Origin of the sequence: Streptomyces sp. NPDC048424, assembly GCF_040651555.1 — a bacterium.
Lineage (GTDB): Bacteria > Actinomycetota > Actinomycetes > Streptomycetales > Streptomycetaceae > Streptomyces.
In genome coordinates, this window is sequence record NZ_JBEZKE010000023.1 from 1 (window position 1) to 22,198 (window position 22,198).

General features: G+C 72.7%; 21 protein-coding genes. 17 read left to right on the forward strand and 4 right to left on the reverse strand.

What is annotated here, in order from left to right:
- Positions 1–96 precede the first annotated feature (96 nt).
- Entirely contained in the window at positions 97–474 is a 378-nt protein-coding gene (locus AB0D29_RS27565; RefSeq protein WP_362857916.1) for a DUF1844 domain-containing protein, read from the reverse strand.
- Between the two features lie 325 nt (positions 475–799).
- Here AB0D29_RS27565 and infC point away from each other — a divergent pair, with 325 nt between their 5' ends.
- The 10 genes from infC to AB0D29_RS27615 all read left to right on the forward strand — a co-directional run bounded on the left by infC (position 800) and on the right by AB0D29_RS27615 (position 12,121).
- Positions 800–1,519 carry a translation initiation factor IF-3 gene (gene infC / locus AB0D29_RS27570; RefSeq protein ID WP_037805393.1) on the forward strand — a complete coding sequence of 240 codons (720 nt, stop codon included), beginning with the start codon at positions 800–802 and terminating at the stop codon, positions 1,517–1,519.
- Between the two features lie 104 nt (positions 1,520–1,623).
- Positions 1,624–1,818 (forward strand): 50S ribosomal protein L35, encoded by a 195-nt coding sequence (gene rpmI, locus AB0D29_RS27575; protein ID WP_030012385.1) that lies wholly within the window; start codon positions 1,624–1,626, stop codon positions 1,816–1,818.
- Between the two features lie 101 nt (positions 1,819–1,919).
- Positions 1,920–2,306: a 50S ribosomal protein L20 gene (rplT, locus tag AB0D29_RS27580; protein WP_007263143.1), complete on the forward strand. Its 387-nt coding sequence runs from the start codon at positions 1,920–1,922 to the stop codon at positions 2,304–2,306.
- Between the two features lie 226 nt (positions 2,307–2,532).
- Positions 2,533–3,393, forward strand: a complete 861-nt coding sequence (locus AB0D29_RS27585) for an RNA methyltransferase (protein ID WP_362858047.1) — start codon at positions 2,533–2,535, stop codon at positions 3,391–3,393.
- 55 nt (positions 3,394–3,448) lie between these two features.
- The gene (locus AB0D29_RS27590) at positions 3,449–4,807 is read left to right on the forward strand and encodes an ATP-binding protein (RefSeq protein ID WP_362857917.1); all 1,359 of its coding nucleotides are present in this window, start codon (positions 3,449–3,451) and stop codon (positions 4,805–4,807) included.
- 151 nt (positions 4,808–4,958) lie between these two features.
- Positions 4,959–6,086 carry a phenylalanine--tRNA ligase subunit alpha gene (pheS, locus tag AB0D29_RS27595; protein WP_362803345.1) on the forward strand — a complete coding sequence of 376 codons (1,128 nt, stop codon included), beginning with the start codon at positions 4,959–4,961 and terminating at the stop codon, positions 6,084–6,086.
- Positions 6,086–8,614 carry a phenylalanine--tRNA ligase subunit beta gene (gene pheT / locus AB0D29_RS27600; protein WP_362857919.1) on the forward strand — a complete coding sequence of 843 codons (2,529 nt, stop codon included), beginning with the start codon at positions 6,086–6,088 and terminating at the stop codon, positions 8,612–8,614. The genes pheS and pheT overlap by 1 nt, the downstream gene beginning before the upstream one ends.
- 139 nt (positions 8,615–8,753) lie before the next feature.
- The gene (locus AB0D29_RS27605; protein WP_362857921.1) at positions 8,754–9,881 is read left to right on the forward strand and encodes a PP2C family protein-serine/threonine phosphatase; all 1,128 of its coding nucleotides are present in this window, start codon (positions 8,754–8,756) and stop codon (positions 9,879–9,881) included.
- A 309-nt stretch (positions 9,882–10,190) separates the two neighbouring features.
- On the forward strand, positions 10,191–11,531 hold the full coding sequence (locus AB0D29_RS27610) for a transcriptional regulator (protein WP_362857922.1): 1,341 nt from the start codon (positions 10,191–10,193) through the stop codon (positions 11,529–11,531).
- A 53-nt stretch (positions 11,532–11,584) separates the two neighbouring features.
- Complete coding sequence (locus AB0D29_RS27615) at positions 11,585–12,121, forward strand: NUDIX hydrolase (protein ID WP_030706155.1); 537 nt, start codon at positions 11,585–11,587, stop codon at positions 12,119–12,121.
- Between the two features lie 16 nt (positions 12,122–12,137).
- Here the strand turns inward: AB0D29_RS27615 and AB0D29_RS27620 are convergent, their stop codons facing one another.
- The gene (locus AB0D29_RS27620; RefSeq protein WP_030706157.1) at positions 12,138–13,010 is read right to left on the reverse strand and encodes a 3-hydroxybutyryl-CoA dehydrogenase; all 873 of its coding nucleotides are present in this window, start codon (positions 13,008–13,010) and stop codon (positions 12,138–12,140) included.
- Positions 13,011–13,169: 159 nt separating this feature from the next.
- Between AB0D29_RS27620 and AB0D29_RS27625 the strand changes: the two genes are divergently transcribed.
- On the forward strand, positions 13,170–14,417 hold the full coding sequence (locus AB0D29_RS27625) for a family 10 glycosylhydrolase (RefSeq protein WP_362857923.1): 1,248 nt from the start codon (positions 13,170–13,172) through the stop codon (positions 14,415–14,417).
- A 1-nt stretch (position 14,418) separates the two neighbouring features.
- Here AB0D29_RS27625 and AB0D29_RS27630 read toward each other — a convergent pair whose 3' ends face one another.
- Together AB0D29_RS27630 and AB0D29_RS27635 are read right to left on the reverse strand one after the other, a co-directional pair.
- On the reverse strand, positions 14,419–14,616 hold the full coding sequence (locus AB0D29_RS27630; RefSeq protein WP_362857925.1) for a DUF1918 domain-containing protein: 198 nt from the start codon (positions 14,614–14,616) through the stop codon (positions 14,419–14,421).
- Between the two features lie 57 nt (positions 14,617–14,673).
- Entirely contained in the window at positions 14,674–15,579 is a 906-nt protein-coding gene (locus AB0D29_RS27635) for a DMT family transporter (protein WP_362857926.1), read from the reverse strand.
- On the opposite strand from AB0D29_RS27635, the gene AB0D29_RS27640 reads away from it, so the two are divergent.
- The 6 genes from AB0D29_RS27640 to AB0D29_RS27665 all read left to right on the forward strand — a co-directional run bounded on the left by AB0D29_RS27640 (position 15,578) and on the right by AB0D29_RS27665 (position 22,197).
- The gene (locus AB0D29_RS27640; protein ID WP_362857928.1) at positions 15,578–17,005 is read left to right on the forward strand and encodes a PLP-dependent aminotransferase family protein; all 1,428 of its coding nucleotides are present in this window, start codon (positions 15,578–15,580) and stop codon (positions 17,003–17,005) included. The genes AB0D29_RS27635 and AB0D29_RS27640 overlap by 2 nt on opposite strands.
- A 71-nt stretch (positions 17,006–17,076) precedes the next feature.
- Positions 17,077–17,652 (forward strand): histidine phosphatase family protein, encoded by a 576-nt coding sequence (locus AB0D29_RS27645; RefSeq protein WP_362857929.1) that lies wholly within the window; start codon positions 17,077–17,079, stop codon positions 17,650–17,652.
- A gap of 219 nt (positions 17,653–17,871) precedes the next feature.
- Positions 17,872–18,900: an N-acetyl-gamma-glutamyl-phosphate reductase gene (argC, locus tag AB0D29_RS27650; RefSeq protein WP_362857930.1), complete on the forward strand. Its 1,029-nt coding sequence runs from the start codon at positions 17,872–17,874 to the stop codon at positions 18,898–18,900.
- Positions 18,897–20,054 (forward strand): bifunctional glutamate N-acetyltransferase/amino-acid acetyltransferase ArgJ, encoded by a 1,158-nt coding sequence (gene argJ / locus AB0D29_RS27655; RefSeq protein ID WP_362857932.1) that lies wholly within the window; start codon positions 18,897–18,899, stop codon positions 20,052–20,054. The genes argC and argJ overlap by 4 nt, the downstream gene beginning before the upstream one ends.
- The gene (argB, locus tag AB0D29_RS27660) at positions 20,051–20,995 is read left to right on the forward strand and encodes an acetylglutamate kinase (RefSeq protein WP_362857934.1); all 945 of its coding nucleotides are present in this window, start codon (positions 20,051–20,053) and stop codon (positions 20,993–20,995) included. The genes argJ and argB overlap by 4 nt, the downstream gene beginning before the upstream one ends.
- Complete coding sequence (locus AB0D29_RS27665) at positions 20,992–22,197, forward strand: acetylornithine transaminase (RefSeq protein ID WP_362857936.1); 1,206 nt, start codon at positions 20,992–20,994, stop codon at positions 22,195–22,197. Before argB ends, AB0D29_RS27665 begins: the two co-directional genes overlap by 4 nt.
- Position 22,198 lies beyond the last annotated feature (1 nt).

The window sequence follows — 22,198 nt, forward strand, 5'->3', positions numbered from 1 at the left end:
CCGCCGTCCTGCACATAGGCGGGTCACACGGGAAGCCCCCGTGCGACCCGCCTCTCCTCTTCTCTTCTCGCGTTCTTACGCGTCGTACGCGCTCGATCAGGCGAAGACGGGACCCGTGAACTTCTCGCCCGGGCCCTGGCCCGGCTCGTCCGGAACGATCGAGGCCTCGCGGAAGGCCAGCTGGAGCGACTTCAGGCCGTCGCGCAGCGGGGCGGCGTGGAAGGAACTGATCTCGGTGGCGCTCGCCGTGACCAGGCCGGCCAGGGCCGTGATCAGCTTGCGGGCCTCGTCGAGGTCCTTGTGCTCGGAGTCCGGCTTGTCCAGGCCCAGGTTGACCGCCGCGGCGCTCAGCAGGTGCACGGCCACCGTGGTGATCACCTCGACGGCGGGCACGTCCGCGATGTCGCGGGTCATGGCGTCGTAGTCGGGGGAGCCGTCGGCAGCGGGGTCGGTGGAGGGTGTCGCGTCAGTCATGAGCCCCACGATATGCCGTGCGGCGGGCTTGCAACGCGGGTGCTAGTATGTACATCGACCGGCCGGACACTTCTGTGCCCGGCCCACAAGTGGAGGCTCCGTTTCTCCCACCTGACCGTCCTCCGGGGCGGCGGGTCACCGGTCAGGCGGCATCCATCGTTCCGTACGGACGATGGAAAGCTGCCCGAGTCTACGCCCCGCGGTTCGCACGCGACGGTGTTCCGGTTGTATTGGAGCCCCTGCCTGTGCCCGGCGGGGCTTTTTTGGTTTCCCGCTGTGGTCGGTCTGACGGAAATACACGTCAGCGGCTGTCTGCCAGGCAGTCGTGTGGTGCTACCGAGGAGGATCCATCAGCACCGAGCCCCGCATCAACGACCGGATTCGCGTTCCCGAGGTACGGCTTGTCGGTCCCAGCGGCGAGCAGGTCGGCATCGTGCCGCTTGCCAAGGCGCTTGAGCTCGCGCAGGAGTACGACCTCGACCTGGTCGAGGTCGCGGCGTCCGCACGCCCGCCGGTCTGCAAGCTCATGGACTACGGCAAGTTCAAGTACGAGTCGGCCATGAAGGCCCGTGAGGCGCGCAAGAACCAGGCGCACACGGTCATCAAGGAAATGAAGCTCCGGCCGAAGATCGACCCGCACGACTATGACACCAAGAAGGGTCACGTCGTTCGGTTCCTCAAGCAGGGCGACAAGGTCAAGATCACGATCATGTTCCGTGGTCGCGAGCAGTCCCGGCCGGAACTCGGCTACCGACTGCTGCAGCGTCTCGCTTCGGACGTCGAGGACCTCGGGTTCATCGAGTCGAACCCGAAGCAGGACGGCCGAAACATGATCATGGTCCTCGGTCCGCACAAGAAGAAGACCGAGGCGATGGCCGAAGCCCGCGAGGCGCAGGCCGCCCGCAAGGCCGAGCGCCAGGGTGTCGCCCACGCCGACGACGAGGCTCCTTCCGAGGACGCCGCCGTCGAGGTCGAGGAGACCACCGAGGTCGCCTCCGCCGACGTCACCGAGGCCCCCGCCGACGAGACGAACGCCGAGGCCTGATCCCGAGGCAGCCCGTCTCGGATCACCGACACAACATGACGCTCCCGCGAGCCGGTCCCGCAACGGACCGGTGGGAGCGCCACCGACGAGGAGATAACGGCGCCATGCCGAAGAACAAGACGCACAGCGGTACCAAGAAGCGCTTCAAGGTCACCGGCTCCGGCAAGGTGCTCCGCGAGCGCGCCGGCAAGCGCCACCTGCTCGAGCACAAGTCGTCCCGTGTCACCCGCCGCCTCACCGGCAACGCGGAGATGGCCCCCGGCGACGCCGCGAAGATCAAGAAGCTTCTCGGCATCTGATGTCCTCCGCTCCCCTCGGGGGAGCGGGACGTCAAGACCGGGACCCCATCGAATTCGGGCCGTGTGAAGACACCCACGGCCCCGCTACAAGGAGTTAAAAAGTGGCACGCGTCAAGCGGGCAGTAAACGCCCACAAGAAGCGCCGGGCAATCCTCGAGGCGGCCTCCGGCTACCGCGGTCAGCGTTCGCGCCTGTACCGCAAGGCCAAGGAGCAGGTCACCCACTCGCTGGTCTACAACTTCAACGACCGCAAGAAGCGCAAGGGCGACTTCCGTCAGCTGTGGATCCAGCGCATCAACGCCGCTGCCCGCCAGAACGGCATGACGTACAACCGCCTCATCCAGGGTCTGAAGGCCGCCAACATCGAGGTGGACCGCAAGATCCTCGCCGAGCTGGCCGTCAACGACGCCAACGCGTTCGCCGCGCTGGTCGAGGTCGCGCAGAAGGCGCTTCCGGCCGACGTCAACGCCCCCAAGGCCGCCGCGTAAGGCTTGGCCGGCCGCGTAAGCAGTCGGCACTCTCGGACCCGCAGGCGATTCGCCTGCGGGTCCGAGTGCTTTCCCCGCACCGCAGGGGCGCACCGCCCGCACCGCCCGCGCCCGCGGGCTCCGTACCGCCCGCGCTCCGCGCGCCGCGTACCCGCCCGTGCTCCGTACCCGCCCGCGCCCGTGCGCCCCGCACCCCCGAGAGAGAACCGCAGAGACCATGGCTGACCTGGGTCACCCCGCCGAGCTGATCTCCCCCCGATCCCCGCGGGTGGCCGCCGCCAGGCGACTGGCGCGGCGCAACTTCCGCACCAAGGAGCGCCGGTTCATCGCCGAGGGCCCGCAGGCGGTCCGCGAGGCCGTCGAGCACCGCGGACCCACCGGCGCGTCGACCCTGATCGAGCTGTTCGCCACCGTCGAGGCGGCCGAGCGCTACGCCGAGATCATTGACGCCGCCCTGGACGCGGGTGCCCGCGTGCACTACGCCTCCGACGAGGTGCTCGCCGAGGTCTCGCAGACCGTCACCCCGCAGGGCCTCGTCGGCGTCTGCCACTTCCTGGACTCCCCGTTCGAGGAGATCCTGAAGTCCGGGCCCAAGCTCGTCGCCGTCCTCGCGCACGTCCGTGACCCCGGCAACGCCGGTACGGTGCTGCGCTGCGCGGACGCCGCCGGCGCCGACGCGGTGGTGCTGACCGACGCCTCCGTGGACCTCTACAACCCCAAGTCCGTACGGGCCTCCGTGGGCTCCCTCTTCCACCTCCCGGTCGCCGTCGGCGTCCCGGTGGAGCAGGCCGTCGAGGGCCTGCGGGCGGCCGGCGTACGGATCCTCGCGGCCGACGGCGCGGGCGAGGACGACCTCGACGCCGAGCTCGACGCGGGCACCATGGGCGGGCCCTCCGCCTGGGTCTTCGGCAACGAGGCCTGGGGCCTGCCCGAGGAGACCAGGGCCTTGGCGGACGCCGTGGTGCGGGTCCCGATCCACGGGAAGGCGGAGAGCCTGAACCTCGCGACGGCCGCCGCCGTGTGTCTCTACGCGTCCGCGCGTGCACAGCGGGCGCCCGGAGGGTGCCGCTCCGTGACCCCCAGCTAGTAATGTGGCGGCCCGGGGGCCCACTGCGCTACTCGGAGATGTGGGGTACGGGGACATGACCGTCGGTACGAACAGCTCACCGGGGACCGGCACGACAGCCGGACCACCGGTGCCGGCCGGACCCGGCGCCGCCCAGGTCCCGCCGCGGGCCGACGCGCTGGCCGGCGTCCCGCCGCAGGCCCCGGCCGGCGCCCGTCCGGGCGGACCCGCGGACGCCGTCACCGGCGCCCGGGCCGAAGCCGAAGCCGCAGGGCGCGCCGCCCGCGCGCGGCGCTCCGTACCGTCGCAGGCCGGCTCCCCGGCGGCAGCGGTCCGCGGAACGGTCCGGGCGGTCGGGACGTTCCCTGGCGGCGACGACACCGGTGAGGGGCTCGGCTTCGGGATCGACCCCGACTGCCTCCCCGACGGGCTCGTCGTCGCCGACCACACCGGACGCGTCATCTGCTTCAACCGGGCCGCCGCGCGGATGACCGCCACCGACCCCGCCCAGGCCCTCGGCGCCCGCATCGACCGCGCGCTCCCGCTCGAGGACCTCGAAGGCCGCCGCTGGTGGGCGCTGACCGACCCCTACGGCGGCCTCGCCACCCGCCGCGGACAGCCCGAGCGGAACCTGCTGCTCCCCGGCGGCCGCGAGGTGCTGGTCTCCGCCAGCTACGTCCGCACCCACCCCACCGGCCCGCTGCGCCGCCTCGTGGTCACCCTGCGGGGCACCGAGGCGCGCCGCCGCACCGAGCGCAGCCACGCCGAGCTCATCGCCACCGTCGCCCACGAGCTGCGCTCCCCGCTGACCTCCGTCAAGGGCTTCACCGCCACCCTGCTCGCCAAGTGGGAACGGTTCACCGACGACCAGAAGCGGCTGATGCTGGAGACCGTCGACGCCGACGCCAACCGCGTCACCCGCCTCATCGCCGAACTCCTCGACATCTCCCGCATCGACTCCGGCCGCCTGGAGGTGCGCCGCCAGCCCGTCGACATCGCCACCGCCGTCGGCCGCCACGTACAGGCGCTCACGGCGAACGGCCAGGCCCCCGAGCGGTTCCTCGTGAGCGTCAGCCGTCCGCTCCCCGATCTGTGGGCCGATCCGGACAAGATCGACCAGATCCTCGGCAACCTCCTCGAAAATGCGGTGCGCCACGGGGAGGGAACGGTCACCATCGGGGTATCGCCGCATGAGAAGGGAACCGCCGTCACCGTGTCCGACGAAGGCCCCGGGATCCCCGAGGAGTCGATGGGCCGCGTCTTCACCCGCTTCTGGCGGGGGAGCAAGCGCGGCGGCACCGGCCTGGGCCTGTACATCGTCAAGGGCATCGTGGAGGCCCACGGCGGCACCATCACGGTCGGCCGCGGCCCCGGCGGCGGCGCCGAATTCCGATTTATCCTGCCCGTGAGCGCCCCGGCGTACCTCACGCAGTAGCCCTGCTGAGCATCTCGCCAGACGGCCCACGGGCTCCTTCACCCCCAGCGACCTTTAGACTCGTCCTTTGGCACCTTTGTGTCTCTGTGTCGATCGGTCTGATCGCGCCGTACGGGGACCCACCAGCCAGCCATCGGAAGTACGGGAAGAGATGTCGGCACCGAACAAGTCGTACGACCCTGTCGAGGTCGAGGCACTGAAACCGGAAGAGATCGAGCGCATGCGGGACGAGGCGCTCGCCGCCTTCGCGTCCGCCGGCGACCTCGACGCGTTGCGTGAGGCGAAGACCGCGCACATGGGCGACCGCTCGCCCCTGGCGCTCGCCAACCGCGAGATCGGCGCTCTGCCCCCGCAGGCCAAGGCCACCGCGGGCAAGCTCGTGGGCCAGGCCCGCGGCGCCGTGAACAAGGCCTTCGGGGCCCGCACGGTCGAGCTCGAAGCCGAGCGCGACGAGCGGGTGCTGGTCGAGGAGGCCGTGGACGTCACGCTGCCCTACGACCGCGTCCCCGCCGGCGCCCGGCACCCCCTGACCACGCTGATGGACCGCATCGCGGACATCTTCGTGGCCATGGGGTACGAGGTCGCCGAGGGGCCCGAGGTCGAGGCGGAGTGGTTCAACTTCGACGCCCTCAACTTCACGCCCGACCACCCGGCGCGCCAGATGCAGGACACCTTCTTCGTCCGGGGCCCCGAGGGCACCGAGGGCGACGAGTCCGGTGTCGTCCTGCGCACCCACACCTCCCCGGTGCAGGCCCGCTCGCTGCTGGAGCGCAAGCCCCCCGTCTACATCGTCTGCCCGGGCCGGGTGTACCGCACCGACGAGCTCGACGCGACGCACACCCCGGTCTTCCACCAGGTCGAGCTGCTCGCCGTGGACGAGGGCCTGACCATGGCGGACCTCAAGGGCACCATGGACCACATGGTCCAGGAGCTGTTCGGCGAGGGCACCACCACGCGCCTGCGTCCGCACTTCTTCCCCTTCACCGAGCCGTCCGCAGAGATGGACATGCAGTGCTACGTGTGCCGCGGCGAGTCGGTGGGCAACCCCGACCGCCCGTGCCGTACCTGCTCCAGCGAGGGCTGGATCGAGCTCGGCGGCTGCGGCATGGTCAACCCCAAGGTGCTCGTCGCCTGCGGTGTGGACCCCGAGAAGTACAGCGGGTTCGCCTTCGGGTTCGGCATCGAGCGGATGCTGATGTTCCGTCACAACGTTGAAGACATGCGAGACATGGTCGAGGGTGACGTTCGCTTCACCCGGCCGTTCGGGAGTGAGATCTGATGCGCGTCCCGCTTTCCTGGTTGCGGGAGTACGTCGACCTGCCCGCGGGCGAGACCGGCCGTGACGTGGCCGCCAAGCTGGTCGACGCCGGCCTCGAGGTCGAGACCGTCGAGCAGCTCGGCGGCGGTCTCAAGGGCCCGCTCGTCGTCGGCCAGGTGCTGACCATCGAGGAGCTCGAGGGCTTCCGCAAGCCGATCCGTTTCTGCACGGTCGACGTCGGCCAGGCCAACGGCACCGGCGAACCGCAGGAGATCGTCTGCGGCGCCCGGAACTTCTCCGTCGGCGACAAGGTCGTCGTGGTCCTGCCCGGCGCCGTGCTGCCCGGCGACTTCGCGATCGCCTCGCGCAAGACGTACGGCCGCACCTCGCACGGCATGATCTGCTCCGGCGACGAGCTGGGCATGGGCGACGACGGCACGCACGGCATCATCGTGCTGCCGCACGAGCACGAGGTCGGCACCGACGCGATCGAGCTCCTGGAGCTCGTCGACGAGGTCCTCGACATCGACATCACCCCGGACCGCGGCTACTGCATGTCCATGCGCGGTGTGGCCCGCGAGGCCGCCACCGCCTACGGCCTGCCGCTGCGCGACCCGGCGCTGCTCGACGTGCCCCAGCCGAACTCGTACGGCTACCCCGTCAAGATCGACGACCCGGCCGGCTGCGACCGCTTCACGGCCCGCACGGTGACCGGTCTCGACCCCGACGCGCGCTCCCCGATCTGGCTGACCCGTCGCCTGCAGAAGGCGGGCATGCGCCCGATCTCGCTCGCCGTCGACATCACCAACTACGTGATGCTCGAGCTCGGCCAGCCGCTGCACGCCTACGACCGCTCCAGCATCGAGGGCACCATCGGTGTCCGCCGTGCCGAGCAGGGCGAGAAGTTCACCACCCTCGACGGCGTCAAGCGCACGCTCGACGCCGAGGACCTGGTGATCACCGACAACAGCGGCCCGATCGGGCTCGCCGGTGTCATGGGCGGCGCCAACACCGAGATCGCCGACTCCGTCACCGACCCCGAGACCGGCCAGGTCACGGGGACCACCGAGGTGGTCATCGAGGCCGCGCACTTCGACTCCGTGTCGATCTCGCGCACCGCCCGCCGCATGAAGCTCTCCTCCGAGGCCTCCAAGCGCTTCGAGCGGGGCGTCGACCCGCAGGCCGCCGCCGCGGCCGCGCAGCGGACCGTCGACCTGCTCGTGCTCCTCGCGGGCGGCACCGCCGAGGCGGGCGTCACCGAGGTCATCGCCCCGGGCGCGCCGCGCACCATCGCCATGCCCGCGGACCACCCGGACCGCGTCGCCGGCATGGAGTACGGCCGCGAGACCGTCGTGCGCCGCCTCCAGGAGATCGGCTGCGACGTCTACGGCCAGGACGAGCTCGTCGTCACCGTCCCCTCGTGGCGGCCCGACCTCGCCGCGCCCAACGACCTCGCCGAAGAGGTCATCCGGCTGGAGGGCTACGGGAACCTCCCGTCGACCCTCCCGCAGGTGCCCTCCGGCCGCGGTCTGACCGCCCGGCAGCAGCTGCACCGACGGGTCGGCCGCGCGCTGGCCGGCGCGGGCTACGTCGAGGCGCTGAGCTACCCCTTCATCGGCGAGGGCGTCTTCGACCAGCTCCAGCTCCCGGCGCACGACGCGTCGCGCCAGGTGGTCAAGCTCGTCAACCCGATCTCCGACGAGGAGCCGGCGCTGCGCACCACGCTGCTGCCGGGTCTGCTCGGCGCGCTGCGCCGCAACGACAGCCGGGGCAGCCACGACCTCGCGCTCTTCGAGACCGGTTCGGTCTTCCGGGCCGCCGCGCAGCCGGGCGTCGCCGTACGGCTGCCCGTCGACCGGCGTCCCACGGACGAGGAGATCGCCACCCTGAACGCGGCCCTGCCCGCGCAGCCGCGGTACGCCGCGGTCGTGCTGGCCGGTGCGCGCGAGCAGGCCGGCTGGTGGGGCAAGGGCCGTCCGGCCGACTGGGCGGACGCGGTCGAGGCCGCCCGCTCGCTGGCCGTCGAGGCCGGCGCGCGGCTCGTCGTCCGCCAGGGCCAGTACGGCCCCTGGCACCCGGGCCGCTGCGCCGAGCTCGTCGTCACCATCGACGGCGTCGAGCAGGTCATCGGCCACGCCGGCGAACTGCACCCGCGCGTGGTCAAGGCGATGGGCCTGCCGGCCCGCACCAGCGCCATGGAGCTCGACCTGGACCGCCTCGCGGCGGCCGGCGGCGAGGCCCTGCAGGCGCCCCGGATCTCCACCTTCCCGGTGGCGACCCAGGACGTCGCGCTGATCGTGGACGCGTCGGTTCCGGCGTCCTCCGTGGAGGCCGCGCTGCGCAAGGGCGCGGGCGAACTCCTGGAGTCGCTGCGGCTGTTCGACGTGTTCACCGGTGAGCAGGTCGGCGAGGGCAAGAAGTCCCTGGCGTACGCGCTGCGCTTCCGCGCGACCGACCGGACGCTGACCGCCGAGGAGTCCACGGCCGCGCGTGACGCGGCGGTGGCGCTGGCGGGCGAGCGGACCGGGGCGGTGCTCCGGGGCGCGTAGTCGCACCCGTGTAAGGCCAGTTGAGGGCGCATCCGGACCACCGGATGCGCCCTCACTCGTTCGGGTGAGAAGGGCGGAGGCCCGTGTCCGGGGCGCCGGTCGGTCGACACAATCGATCCGGCCTGAGGGGAGCCTACGGATGATCACGCGCGGGGAGACGCCCCAGCTGCGCCGGGTGTGCGTCGTGGCCTGGGGCGGCGCCGCGGTGTCCTGGGAGCTGGCCACCCCGGGGCGGCTGGCGCCGAGCCTGGCCACCTGCGCGGCCTTCCTGCTGCTGGCCACCGGCTGGGCCCTGCACATCCGGCGCGGGCTGCTGGGCGAACTGCGCCGCTCGCAGGAGATCGCGGGCGCCGCGCAGCGGGCGCTGCTGCGGCCGCTGCCGGGGCGGATCGACGGCCTGACGTCGGCCGCGGCGCAGCTCTCGGCGAGCCGGGGCGCGGCGGTGGGCGGAGACCTGTACGAGGCGCTGCCGACGGTGCACGGCGTGCGGGTGGTCATCGGCGACGTACGGGGGCACGGGCTGCCGGCGCTGGGTGCGGCGGCGGCCGTGCTCGGGGCCTTCCGCGAGGCGGCGTACGACGAGGTGACGCTGGGCGGCGTCCTGCGGCGGATGGAGCGGGCGCTGGACCGGCACCTGCGGGACCGGGCGCGCGCGGAGCATCCGGCCGTCTGTGCCGACGAGCCGCAGTCGCCCTCGGCCGAGGAGTTCGTGACCGTCCTGCTCCTCCAGATCGGCTCGGACGGCACCCTCCTGGCCTTGAACTGCGGCCACCCCTGGCCGTACCTGCTGAGCCCAGAACACTGCGCTCCGCGCAGCCGGGGCTCTGCCCCGGACCCCGCGCCTCAATCGCCGGACGGGCTGGATCTTCCAGCCCGTCCGGCGATTGAGGACCGGGTCCGGGCGGAGCCCGGTTTCGGGAAGGGGCGGGGCGTGGGAGGCTCCGCGCAGCGGGCTGCGCACGTGCAGGCGCTGGACGGCGAGACCTTGCCCCCGCTCGGGGTGGTGCCCGTACCGGCGCAAGCGCGGCCGCACCCGGTGGGGGAACTGCGGGCCGGGGAGACCCTGTTCCTGCACACCGACGGCGCCGAGGAGGCCCGGAACGCCGCCGGCGCGTTCTTCCCCCTGCGGAGCGTCCTCGCGCAGGCCCCGGCCCCGCGGACGCCCGCGCGGCTGGTCGCGGGCGTGCACGCGGCCCTGCTCCGGCACACCGGCGGGCGGCTCGCCGACGACGTCGCCCTGCTGGTGCTCCGCAACGACCGGTCCTGACCGGCCGGGTGCCGGGGGGCCGGCTCCGCCGTGGCCCGGCGACCAACCGGGCGCCGGCGGAGCCGGAACGCGCCGCCCGCCTGCCGTGGAGTGTCGGGCAGACAGCAGGACGGGCGGCGCGGTGCGGGTCGTCGCACTGTACGAGGGGGAGCCGACGACCCGAGCCGCCTCTTGGCGAGGCCCTTAAGTGAAGCGCCCACGGCGGCCCGTGCGGCAGAGTGCGCATCGCATTTATGCGCGTACTCGGTTCACACCCCGTGTGAACCGCGCACCCACTAGCCTGAGTCCGACGAGCCCTTGGAGCGGCCCATGCAGCCCAATGTCCTGCTCGACGCCCTCCTCGCCGAGGCGGGCATGTCCCATGCCGGACTCGCCGCCTACGTGAACCAGGCGGGCCGCACCCGCGGACTCGCCTTGCGCTACGAACACACCGCCGTGGCCCGGTGGCTGAAGGGCCAGCGGCCCCGGGGCCAGGTCCCCGACCTGATCTGCGAGGTGCTCGGCGGCCGGCTGCGGCGCCCCCTCGGGCTGGACGACATCGGGCTCGGGGCGGCGGACCGGCCCGTCTCCCTGCACGCCTCCCCGCTCAGCGGGTTCGTGGACCGCGCCGCCGCCCTGTGGCGGTCCGACGGGCAGGCCCGGCCCCAGCTGCTCACCGCCGAGGCGGTCACCGGAACGCCCGCCGTGATCCCGGTCTGGGAATGGGAGAACCCGCCCGAGGACGCGGACGTCTCCCGCGAGGGCCCGAACCGGATCGGTCCCGAGCACATCGAGATCCTGAAGTCCGCCCGCGCGCACTACGAGCTGATGTACCGCCGGGCCGGCGGGGTGGCCACACGGGACCGGATCGTCCGCTTCCTGGGCAGTGAGACGGCGCCCATGCTGCGCGGCAGCTACCCCGACGCCCTCGGGCGCCAACTGCACCGGGCCACCGGGTCCCTGGTGGCGGTGGCGGGGATCTGCGCGTACGACTCGGACGCCCACGGGCTCGCCCAGCGCTACTTCCACCAGGCGCTGCGCCTGGCCAAGGCGAGCGGGGACCGCGGGCTCGGGGCGTACGTGATCGCGCTGATCGTCAACCAGTCCCTGCACCTGCGCGAGTACCGCCAGGCCGTCGCCTTCGCCGAGGCCGCGCTGCGCGCCGCCGGCCCGCACACCACCCCGGCGCTGGCCGCCGACCTGTACGCCATGCAGGCCAAGGCGTACGCCCAACTCGGCGACACCGGGGCCGCGCTGGCCTGCATCCGCAACGCCGAGGCGGCCGCCGAGCGGATCCGCCCGGGCACCGAACCCGACGAGACCGGCTACGTACAACCCGGGCTCGTCAACGTCCAGGTCGCCGAGGCGCTGCTCAGTCTGGGGGATCTGGAAGCGGCCCGGGTCCAGGCGGCCGCCGCCGTCGGCACCCCGGCCCACGACCGCGGGCGGGTGCACCGGCTGGCGATGCTGTGCGAGATCCAGCTGCGCCAGGGCGAGGCGGACCGGGCCGCGGCGTCCGCGGCGGAAATGGCCGAGCGGGCCAAGGGGATGGAGTCGCTGCGGCTGCGCGACCGGCTGCGGGCGGTCCGTGAACAGCTGCTGACCAGCGGTTGTTCGGGCGCGGAGGAGACCGCACAGCTCATCGACGGGGCGCTGCGCGTTCCGCTGTGACGGGTCAGCTGCTGCCATGTTTGCCACCTACTCGAACGGAAGGTGGCACAGCCGTGCAGTGGATGAACCTGAGTGAGCAGACTGTGTACAAGAACCGCTGGTTCGACGTGAATCTCGCCGATGTGGAACTCCCCGACGGCCGGCACCTGGACCACTTCGTGATCCGGCTGCGTCCGGTCGCCGTGGCCACGGCCGTCAACGAGGCCAACGAGGTGCTGCTGCTGTGGCGGCACCGCTTCATCACCGACAGCTGGGGCTGGGAACTGCCCGCCGGGGTGGTCGAGGACGGCGAGGACATCGCGGTCGCGGCGGCGCGCGAGATGGAGGAGGAGTCGGGCTGGCGGCCCGGCCCGCTCCACCACCTGATGACCGTCGAGCCGTCCAACGGGCTGACCGACGCCCGCCACCACCTCTACTGGGCGGAGGGGGCCACCTACATCGGCCATCCCGAGGACGCGTTCGAGTCCTCGCGCCGGGAATGGGTCCCGCTCAAACTCGTGCCGGACATGATCGCGCGCGGGGAGATCCCGGCCGCCAACATGGCGGCCGGGCTGCTCCTGCTGCACCACCTGCGGCTCGGTCAGCCGTAGGGGGCAGCGGAGGGGATCAGGCGTACGGGTAGAAGCCCGCGCCCGTCTTGCGGCCCAGGCGGCCCGCGTCGACCATCCGCTGGAGCAGCGGGGGAGCGGCGTAGAGGGGCTCCTTGTACTCGGCGTACATCGAGTCGGCGATCGAGGCGATGGTGTCCAGGCCGATCAGGTCGGACAGCTTGAGCGGGCCCATCGGGTGGGCGCAGCCCAGCTCCATGCCGTTGTCGATGTCCTCGCGGCTCGCGATGCCCGACTCGAACATCCGGATCGCGGACAGCAGGTACGGGACGAGGAGCGCGTTGACGACGAAGCCGGAGCGGTCCTGGGCGCGGACCGCGTGCTTGCCCAGCACGTTCCGCACCAGGGCCTCGGCCCGCTTGACCGTCTCCTCGCCCGTGGTCAGCGCGGGGATCAGCTCGACGAGCTTCTGCACCGGGGCCGGGTTGAAGAAGTGGATGCCGATGACCTGGTCGGGCCGCGAGGTCGCGACGGCCAGCTTGACCAGCGGGATCGAGGAGGTGTTGGAGGCCAGGATCGCGTCCGGACGGGTGATCACCTGATCGAGGACCTGGAAGATCTCCGTCTTGACCTGCTCGTTCTCGACGACCGCCTCGATGACGAGGTCACGGTCGGCGAACTCGCCGAGGTCGGTGGTGAAGGTGAGGCGGGCGAGGGCGGCGTCCCGCTCCTCCTCCGTGATCTTGCCGCGTTCGGCGGCCTTCGTCAGGGAGTTGTGAAGCCGGGTCCGGCCGATCTCCAGGGCTTCGCCGGTGGTCTCGGCGACCTTGACCTCAAGGCCACTGCGGGCGCACACCTCGGCGATACCCGCGCCCATCTGGCCACAGCCCACTACGCCGACCCGTGTGATGTCGGAAGGGAGGTCAGTCACTTCGTGCCTTTCGCAGCTCTCCGTCGGCGGGTCCCCCGTATGATTCCGGCGCCCGCCACGCCCCCCGACGTTACTCCCGACCTTGCGCCGGGCGGCGGGCCGGGGCGGGCATGCTGAGCGGGCACCATGCAATGTCACTCAGCGAAACGGAGATGTCACATGACGTACATCGGCCGACGGGCACTGCTGGCCGGAGCCGTGGGGGTGATCGCGGCCGCCACCTCGGGACCTGCCGCCGCGGCGGCGCGCAGGACGTCCGCCGGGCTCTCCGCCCGGGCCGCCACCGCGGAGTTCCGGGGGATGTGGATCGCCTCCGTGTCCAATGTGGACTGGCCCTCCGAGAGCGGGCTCTCCGCGGCGCGGCAGCGCACGGAACTGCTGCGGCTCCTCGACGCCGCGGTCAAGCGCCGGCTCAACGTGGTGGTCCTCCAGGTCCGGCCGGCGGCCGACGCGTTCTGGCCCTCGAAGCTGGAGCCCTGGTCGCAGTGGCTGACCGGCGAGCAGGGGGTCGATCCCGGCTGGGATCCGCTGGGCACGGCGGTCGCCGAGGCGCACGCCCGCGGGCTGGAGCTGCACGCCTGGTTCAATCCGTACCGCGTGGCCAACCACACCGACCTCGACCGGCTGGCCGCCGCCCACCCGGCCCGGCGCAACCCCGGCTGGACCGTCGAGTACGGCGGCAAGCTCTACTACAACCCCGGCATGCCCGAGGTGCGGCGCTTCGTGCAGGACGCCATGTTCGACGCCATCACCCGCTACCCGGTGGACGCGGTGCACTGGGACGACTACTTCTACCCCTACCCGGCGGAGGGCGAGTACTTCGACGACGACGAGGCGTACGAGGAGCACGGCGGCTCCTTCGCGTCCCGCGCCGACTGGCGCCGCCACAACACCGACACCCTGGTCCAGGAGATGTCCGCGCGGCTGCGGGCGCTGCGCCCGGCGGTCCGGTTCGGCATCAGCCCCTTCGCGGTCTGGCGCAACTCCGACCGCGACCCGCTCGGCTCGCCGACGCGGGCCGGCCTGGGGACCTACGACGACCTGTACGCGGACACCCGCAAGTGGGTCCGGGAGGGCTGGATCGACTACATCGTGCCGCAGGCGTACTGGCACATCGGCCACCCGACCGCCGACTACGCCGACGTCGTGCCCTGGTGGGCGCGGACCGTGGCGGGCACGGGCGTGGACCTGTACGTGGGGGAGGCGCTGTACCGCTGCGACGCGGACAGCACCACCGCGGCCTGGCGCGATCCGGGGGAGCTGTCGAAGCACCTGCGCCTCGCCGCCGGACACCCGGAGGTCCGCGGCCACGTCTACTTCTCGGCGAAGCAGGTGGCCGCGGACCCCAACGGAGCGATGGCCCGGGTGGTCGCCGACCACTACCAGTCGGCGGCGTCCCCGCGCTGATTCAGTGCGCCTGCTCTTCGGGGTGGCGGACCGTGCAGTCGGGTCCGGGTGCCATCAGGGCCTCGTGTCCGTCCTGGAAACGGACCCGGTACGGGGGGGTTCCGTTCTCGCCCAGGACCTGGGTGATCTCGCCCACCTTGTCCTGCTGTCCGACGATCCTGCCGTGCTGCACCAGCTGGTCGCCCTCGGTCGCGCGCATAACTGACCTCCTCGGTGGCGGTCCGATCCGGTGCTAGCAGTTTAGGTCGTACTGGGGCTATTTGACCCGTTGGGTGACCGCGATGCAGACGAGGACCGCGCAGGCGGCGACCGGCGCGGCGGGGGTGAGCCGCTCGCCCAGCACCGCCACCGCCCAGACCAGGGTCAGCAGCGGCTGGGCGAGCTGGAGCTGGCTCGCGCGCGGTGCGCCGATCTCGGCCATGCCCCGGTACCAGACGTACAGGCCCAGGAAGGTGGAGCCGGCCGCCACCCAGACCAGTCCGGCCAGCCCGTGCCCGCCGAGGTGCACCGGCTCGTACGCGAGCCCGAGCGCGGAGCCGGCCAGGCTGAGCGGCAGGCACAGGACCAGCGCCCAGCCGATCACCTGCCAGCCGGGCAGGGTCCGGGCGAGGCGCCCGCCCTCGGTGTACCCGGCGGCGCAGACGAGCAGGGCGCCGAACAGGTAGGCGTCGCCGGCCGAGAGGGCGCCGCCGCTCTGCGCGAGGGTGAAGCCCATGACGACCGCGGCCCCGGCGAGGGCCGCCGCCCAGAAGGCGCGCGAGGGCCGGGCGCCGGTGCGCAGCGCGGACAGCGCGGCGGTGGTGAGCGGCAGCAGGCCGACCACGACGGCGGCGTGCGAGGTGGTGGAGGTCGTCAGCGCGAGGGTGGTGAGCAGCGGGAAGCCGACGACCACCCCGCCCGCGACCACGGCGAGGCCGGCCCAGTGCTCGCGGGCGGGCAGCGGGACCCGGCGGGCCAGCAGGAAGGCTCCGGCGATGACGGCGGCGAGGACGCTGCGCAGGGCGACGAGGGACCACGGCCCGAAGCTCTCCAGGCCCCACGCGGTGGCGGGGAAGGTCAGGGAGAAGGCGAGGACGCCCAGTGAGGCGAGGGCGGTACCGCGGCCCACCGGACTTTTGACCGCTATCGACTTCGGGAGAGTAGCGCTATTCTGTGCTGTCATGTACGAGCGTAGCAGTGTGGCGGAACTGGCGGAATCTCTGCGGTCCGAGCTCAACCGCTACTCGGTGGGTGGAAAGCTCCCGTCGAGCCGGGCCCTGGTCGAGCGCTATCGGGTCAGCCCCGTCACCGTCTCCCGGGCCCTGGCGCAGCTCGCCGCCGAGGGCCTCGTCGTCACCCGGCCCGGCGCCGGCGTCTTCCGCGCTTCCCCGCGCACGGCGCCCGCCGCGCCCGGGGACACCTCCTGGCAGGAGGTCGCCCTCAGCGCGGAGGCCCCCGGCGAGATCGTGCCGCGCTCCGTCGACGCCTCCGGGGTGCTGGCCTGTCTGGCCGCACCGCCGCCCGGGGTGATCGGGCTCAACAGCGGCTACCTGCACGCCTCCATCCAGCCCGAGCGGGCCATGGCGGCCGCGCTCGCCCGGGCCGGGCGGCGCCCCGGTGCCTGGGACCGGCCGCCCATGGAGGGGCTGCCCGAGCTCCGCGACTGGTTCGCCCGCGAGATCGGCGGGGCCGTCGCGGCCGCCGACGTACTGGTCACCGCGGGCGGGCAGAGCGCCCTCACCACGGCCCTGCGGGCGCTGGCCCCGCCCGGGGCGCCGATCCTGGTGGAATCCCCGACCTACCCCGGGCTGCTGGCCATCGCCCGCGCCTCCGGATGCCGGCCCGTGCCCGTCCCGGTGGACGCCGAGGGGGTGCGGCCGGAGCTGCTGGCCGCCGCCTTCGAGGCGACCGGTGCGCGGGTGTTCGTATGCCAGCCGCTGTTCCAGAACCCGACCGGGGCGGTACTGGCTCCCGCGCGGCGGGCCGAGGTGCTGCGGATCGCGCGCGCCGCCGGAGCCTTCGTGGTGGAGGACGACTACGCCCGCGCCCTGGCCCACGACGACGCCGGTCCGCTGCCCGTGACACTGGCCGCCGAGGACCACGACGGGGTGGTCGTGCACGTCCGGTCCCTGACCAAGGCCACCTCGCCCAGCCTGCGGGTGGGCGCGCTGGCCGCCCGGGGCCCGGTGGTGGACCGGCTGCGCGCCATCCAGGTCGTGGACAGCTTCTTCGTTCCCCGGCCGCTGCAGGAGGCCGCCCTCGAACTGGTCGGCGCGCCCGCCTGGCCGCGCCACCTGCGCACCGTGGCCGCCGAGCTGCGGCACCGGCGGGACGTGCTCGCGGGGGCCCTGCGGCGGGAGCTGCCCGGGCTGACGCTGCACCACCTTCCCTCGGGCGGATACCAGTTGTGGCTGCGGATGGCCGACGGCGCCGACGACGCGGCCTTCGCCGCGGCGGCCCTGCGCGCCGGGGTCGCGGTGGCCCCCGGCCGCCCGTACTTCTGCGCCGAACCGCCCGGCCCGTACGTCCGGCTGAGCTTCGCCGGGGTGTCGGGGCCGGGGGAGCTGGTGGAGGCCGTCCAGCGGCTGCGGGCGAGCCTGGGCGGCTAGCGGTCCAGGCCCGCTGACTGCCTCGTTCCGGAAAGCTTGACCCCCGGCCGTTCGCAGCTCACCATCACCGCATGCATGTTCGGGTTTCGCTCGTTGCCGCAGCCCGTAGTTCCTCGCTGCTCGCCGAGCGCTTCGACGACGACCGCCCGCTGGACGGAGCCGGCTGGCGGTCGGTGGAGTCCGCCGCCCGGGACCTCGTGCCCCTGGGCGCTGCCGAGCTGCGCTACTGCTCGCCGACCCCGCGCAGCCGGGCCACCGCCGAGGCCCTCGGGTACGCGCCCCTCGCGCAGCCCGCGCTGCGCGAGTGCGACATGGGCCGCTGGCGGGGGCTGACCCTGGCCGAGGTGACCGCCCGCGAACCCGGCGCGGTGGACCTGTGGCTCAGCGATCCGCGCGCCGCCCCGCACGGAGGCGAGTCCCTGCTCGCCTTCATCTCCCGCATCGGTGGCTGGCTCGACACCCGCCCCGCCGACGACGGCGGCGCGATCGTGGCGGTGGCCGAGCCCTCGGTGGTCCGGGCGGCCCTCGTCTACGCACTGCAGGCGCCCCCGCTGACCTACTGGAACGTGGACGTCCGGCCACTGTCCACCTTGACCCTCACCGGCTGGGCGCGCCGCTGGTACCTCTCCCTGCAGGCCCCGGCGTAAAACGCGGGGGTTCGGACACCGTCTCGTCGACGGGACGGCTCCCGCCACGGGCCGACGCGACCGGCGGAATCGCCGCCGGGGCGGGCCCTTTCCTGCTAGACATCTTCCGTAGGGCGCCGCAGGCGCCGGATCCTCCCGCGCGTCCCTCCCGCCGAGATCCAAAACATTGCATAAACGTGCGGACGTACGTATAGTCATGCCATCGATGAGGAGGGTCCGATGGTGGTACGTGTAGCGGTGGCCGGAGCGAGCGGGTACGCGGGCGGGGAAGTCCTGCGCCTCCTGCTCTCGCACCCCGAAGTGGAGATCGGCGCGCTCACCGGCAACTCCAACGCCGGACAGCTCCTCGGCTCCCTGCAGCCACACCTCGTGCCGCTCGCGGGGCGCACCCTGGAGGCGACCACCGCCCAGGCCCTCGCCGGCCACGACGTCGTCTTCCTCGCACTCCCGCACGGCCAGTCCGCCGCCGTCGCCGCCGAACTCGGCGAGGACGTCCTCGTCGTCGACATGGGCGCCGACCACCGGCTCAAGGACTCCGCCGACTGGGACGCCTTCTACGGCGCCCCGCACGCCGGGACCTGGCCCTACGGCCTCCCCGAGCTGCCCGGCGGCCGCGCCGCGCTGGAGGGGACCAAGCGCATCGCCGTCCCCGGCTGCTTCCCCACCGCCGTCTCCCTCGCGCTCTTCCCCGCCTACCAGGCCCAGCTCGCCGAGCCGGAAGCCGTGATCGTCGCCGCCACCGGAACCTCCGGCGCGGGCAAGGCCCTCAAGCCGCACCTGCTCGGCGCCGAGGTGATGGGCTCGGTCACCCCGTACGGCGTGGGCGGCGGCCACCGGCACACGCCCGAGATGGTGCAGAACCTGAGCCCCATCGCCGGCCAGCGCGTCTCCGTCTCCTTCACGCCGACCCTCGTGCCCATGGCGCGCGGCATCCTCGCCACGTGCTCGGCCAAGGCCCTCCCCGGCACCACCGCCGAATCGCTGCGCGCCGCCTACGAGAAGGCGTACGCCGACGAGCCGTTCGTCCACCTGCTTCCCGAGGGCCGGATGCCGTCCACCAAGTCCGTCCACGGTTCCAACGCCGTCCACGTCCAGGTCGCCTACGACGCTTCCGCCCAGCGGATCATCGCCGTCAGCGCCATCGACAACCTCACCAAGGGCACCGCCGGCGGCGCGGTGCAGAGCATGAACATCGCCCTGGGGCTTCACGAGAGCCTGGGCCTTTCGACGATCGGAGTCGCACCGTGAGCGTCACGGCAGCACAGGGATTCACGGCAGCGGGCATCGCCGCCGGGATCAAGGCCAACGGCAACCCGGACCTGGCCCTCGTGGTCAACAAGGGACCGCGTCTGGCCGCCGCGGGCGTCTTCACCTCCAACCGCGTCAAGGCCGCCCCGGTGCACTGGTCCGAGCAGGTCCTGCGCGGCGCCACCGTCGGCGCGGTCGTCCTGAACTCCGGCGGCGCCAACGCCTGCACCGGCCCCAAGGGCTTCCAGGACACCCACGCCACCGCCGAGAAGGTGGCCGCCGTCCTCGGCGAGGACTTCAACGCCGGGGAGGTCGCGGTCGCGTCCACCGGCCTGATCGGCGTCCTGCTGCCCATGGACAAGCTGCTCCCCGGCATCGAGACCGCGGCCGCCGCGCTGTCCGAGGACGGCGGCGAGGCCGCCGCCATCGCCATCAAGACCACCGACACCGTGCACAAGACGGCCACCGTCTCCCAAGGAGGCTGGACCGTCGGCGGCATGGCCAAGGGCGCGGGCATGCTCGCCCCCGGCCTCGCCACCATGCTCGTCGTCCTCACCACCGACGCCGACCTGGACAGCGCCACCCTCGACAAGGCGCTGCGCGCCGCCACCCGCACCACCTTCGACCGGGTCGACTCCGACGGCTGCATGTCCACCAACGACACGGTGCTGCTGCTCGCCTCCGGCGCCTCCGGCCAGGTGCCGGTGTACGAGGAGTTCGCCGAGGCCGTGCGCACCGTCTGCGACGACCTGGCCCGCCAGCTGATCGGCGACGCCGAGGGCGCAAGCAAGGACATCCGCATCGAGGTCATCGGCGCGGCCAGCGAGGACGACGCGGTCGAGGTCGGCCGGTCCATCGCCCGCAACAACCTGCTCAAGTGCGCCATCCACGGCGAGGACCCGAACTGGGGCCGGGTGCTCTCCGCGATCGGCACCACCAAGGCGGCCTTCGACCCGGACCGCCTCAACGTCGCCATCAACGGCGTGTGGGTCTGCAAGAACGGCTCGGTCGGCGAGGACCGCGACCTGGTCTCGATGAAGGACCGCGAGGTCCGCATCACCGCCGACCTCTCCACCGGCGCCGAGTCGGCCGTCATCTGGGCCAACGACCTGACCGCCGACTACGTCCACGAGAACAGCGCGTACTCCTCATGAGCGACGAGAAGGCCGGCCAGCCCGGCACCGCCCGCAAGCACACCGCCCTGCCCAAGGCGCAGATCCTCATCGAGGCCCTGCCCTGGCTCACCCGCCACAACGGCAAGATCGTCGTCATCAAGTTCGGCGGCAACGCCATGATCGACGAGGACCTCAAGGCGGCCTTCGCCCAGGACGTGGTCTTCCTGCGCCAGGCCGGCCTCAAGCCGGTCGTCGTGCACGGCGGCGGCCCCCAGATCAACGCCCAGCTCGACAAGCAGGGCCTGGTCAGCGAGTTCAAGGCCGGCCTGCGCGTCACGACCCCCGAGGCCATGGACGTCGTACGGATGGTCCTGGCGGGCCAGGTCCAGCGCGAGCTGGTCGGACTGCTCAACCAGCACGGGCCGCTCGCCGTCGGCATGACCGGCGAGGACGCCCACACCATCACGGCGACCAAGCACAGCCCGCAGATCGGCGGCGAGGTCATCGACATCGGGCGGGTCGGCGAGATCACCGCCATCGACACCGGCGCGATCGAGGCGCTGCTCTCGGACGGCCGCATCCCGGTCATCTCCTCCATCGCCCGCAGCGCCGACGACCACCACGTCTACAACGTCAACGCCGACACGGCGGCCGCGGCGCTCGCCGCCTCGCTGGGCGCCGAGACGCTGATGGTCCTCACCGACGTCGAGGGCCTGTACGCGGACTGGCCGCACAGCGACGAGGTCATCAGCCGGCTCACCGTCAGCGAGCTGGAGAAGCTGCTGCCCGAGCTGTCCAGCGGCATGGTGCCCAAGATGGAGGGGTGCCTGCACGCCGTGCGCAACGGCGTGAACACCGCCCGCGTGCTCGACGGGCGGGTCCAGCACTCGATCCTGCTGGAGATCTTCACGGACTCGGGCATCGGCACGATGGTCGTGCCCGACCCACAGCCCGGACAACAGCCAGGGGGAGCGGAATGACGAAGGGCAGCGGCAACCAGGAGTACGGCGCGCGCTGGCAGGGCGCGCTGACCAACAACTACGGAACCCCCGCCCTCGCCCTCGTGCGCGGCGAGGGCGCCCAGGTCTGGGACGCCGACGGCAAGCAGTACACCGACTTCGTCGGCGGGATCGCGGTCAACGCGCTCGGCCACGCCCACCCGGCGGTCGTGGCGGCCGTGACCGAGCAGGTCTCCACCCTCGGCCACGTCTCCAACCTCTTCATCTCCGAGCCGGTCGTCGCGCTCGGCGAGCGGCTGCTGCAGCTCTTCGGCCGCCCCGGCAAGGTCTTCTTCTGCAACTCCGGGGCCGAGACGATCGAAGCCGCCTTCAAGATCGGCCGGCTCACCGGGCGGACCCACATGGTCGCCACCGACGGCGGCTTCCACGGCCGGACCATGGGCGCCCTCGCCCTCACCGGTCAGCCGAAGAAGCAGGAACCCTTCCTGCCGCTGCCGGGCGACGTCACGCACGTCCCCTTCGGCGACGTCGAGGCCCTGCGGGCCGCCGTCACCGAGGAGACCGCGTTCGTCGTCATCGAGCCGATCCAGGGCGAGAACGGGGTGGTCGTACCCCCGGCCGGGTACCTGACGGCCGCCCGCGAGATCACCCGCGCCGCCGGCACCCTGCTCGTCCTCGACGAGGTCCAGACCGGCATCGGCCGGTGCGGCCAGTGGTTCGAGCACCAGGCCCACGAGGACGTCGAGCCCGACATCGTCACCCTCGCCAAGGGGCTGGGCGGCGGACTGCCGATCGGCGCGGTGGCCCTCTTCGGGGCCGCGGCCGACCTGTTCCAGCCCGGCCAGCACGGCACCACCTTCGGCGGGAACCCGGTCGCCTGCGCCGCCGGACTCGCCGTGATCGACACCATCGCCTCCGAGGGGCTGCTCGACCAGGTCAAGGCCCGGAGCGAGCGGCTGCGCTCCGGGATCGAGTCCTCGGGGCACGCGCTGGTCTCCCACGTCAGGGGCGCCGGCCTGCTGCTGGGTATCGTGCTGACCGAGCCGCTCGCAGCCCAGGTGCAGCAGGCGGCTCAGGATGCCGGCTTCCTGGTCAACGCGCCCGCCCCCGACGTCGTACGGCTCATGCCCCCGTACGTACTCACCGAGGCCGAGGCCGACGCGTTCCTCCGGGCGCTGCCCGGCATCCTCGACGCAGCCAACGGGGACGGATCCGAAGAATGAG

Excerpts from the sequence above, each read along its gene's own strand:
- AB0D29_RS27565 (WP_362857916.1), bottom strand. The coding sequence starts at position 474 with ATGACTGACGCGACACCCTCCACCGACCCCGCTGCCGACGGCTCCCCC.
- rpmI (WP_030012385.1), top strand. The coding sequence starts at position 1,624 with ATGCCGAAGAACAAGACGCACAGCGGTACCAAGAAGCGCTTCAAGGTC.
- AB0D29_RS27590 (WP_362857917.1), top strand. The coding sequence starts at position 3,449 with ATGACCGTCGGTACGAACAGCTCACCGGGGACCGGCACGACAGCCGGA.
- pheS (WP_362803345.1), top strand. The coding sequence starts at position 4,959 with ATGTCGGCACCGAACAAGTCGTACGACCCTGTCGAGGTCGAGGCACTG.
- pheT (WP_362857919.1), top strand. The coding sequence starts at position 6,086 with ATGCGCGTCCCGCTTTCCTGGTTGCGGGAGTACGTCGACCTGCCCGCG.
- AB0D29_RS27605 (WP_362857921.1), top strand. The coding sequence starts at position 8,754 with ATGATCACGCGCGGGGAGACGCCCCAGCTGCGCCGGGTGTGCGTCGTG.
- AB0D29_RS27610 (WP_362857922.1), top strand. The coding sequence starts at position 10,191 with ATGCAGCCCAATGTCCTGCTCGACGCCCTCCTCGCCGAGGCGGGCATG.
- AB0D29_RS27625 (WP_362857923.1), top strand. The coding sequence starts at position 13,170 with ATGACGTACATCGGCCGACGGGCACTGCTGGCCGGAGCCGTGGGGGTG.
- AB0D29_RS27630 (WP_362857925.1), bottom strand. The coding sequence starts at position 14,616 with ATGCGCGCGACCGAGGGCGACCAGCTGGTGCAGCACGGCAGGATCGTC.
- AB0D29_RS27640 (WP_362857928.1), top strand. The coding sequence starts at position 15,578 with ATGTACGAGCGTAGCAGTGTGGCGGAACTGGCGGAATCTCTGCGGTCC.
- AB0D29_RS27635 (WP_362857926.1), bottom strand. The coding sequence starts at position 15,579 with ATGACAGCACAGAATAGCGCTACTCTCCCGAAGTCGATAGCGGTCAAA.
- AB0D29_RS27645 (WP_362857929.1), top strand. The coding sequence starts at position 17,077 with ATGCATGTTCGGGTTTCGCTCGTTGCCGCAGCCCGTAGTTCCTCGCTG.
- argC (WP_362857930.1), top strand. The coding sequence starts at position 17,872 with ATGGTGGTACGTGTAGCGGTGGCCGGAGCGAGCGGGTACGCGGGCGGG.
- argB (WP_362857934.1), top strand. The coding sequence starts at position 20,051 with ATGAGCGACGAGAAGGCCGGCCAGCCCGGCACCGCCCGCAAGCACACC.
- AB0D29_RS27665 (WP_362857936.1), top strand. The coding sequence starts at position 20,992 with ATGACGAAGGGCAGCGGCAACCAGGAGTACGGCGCGCGCTGGCAGGGC.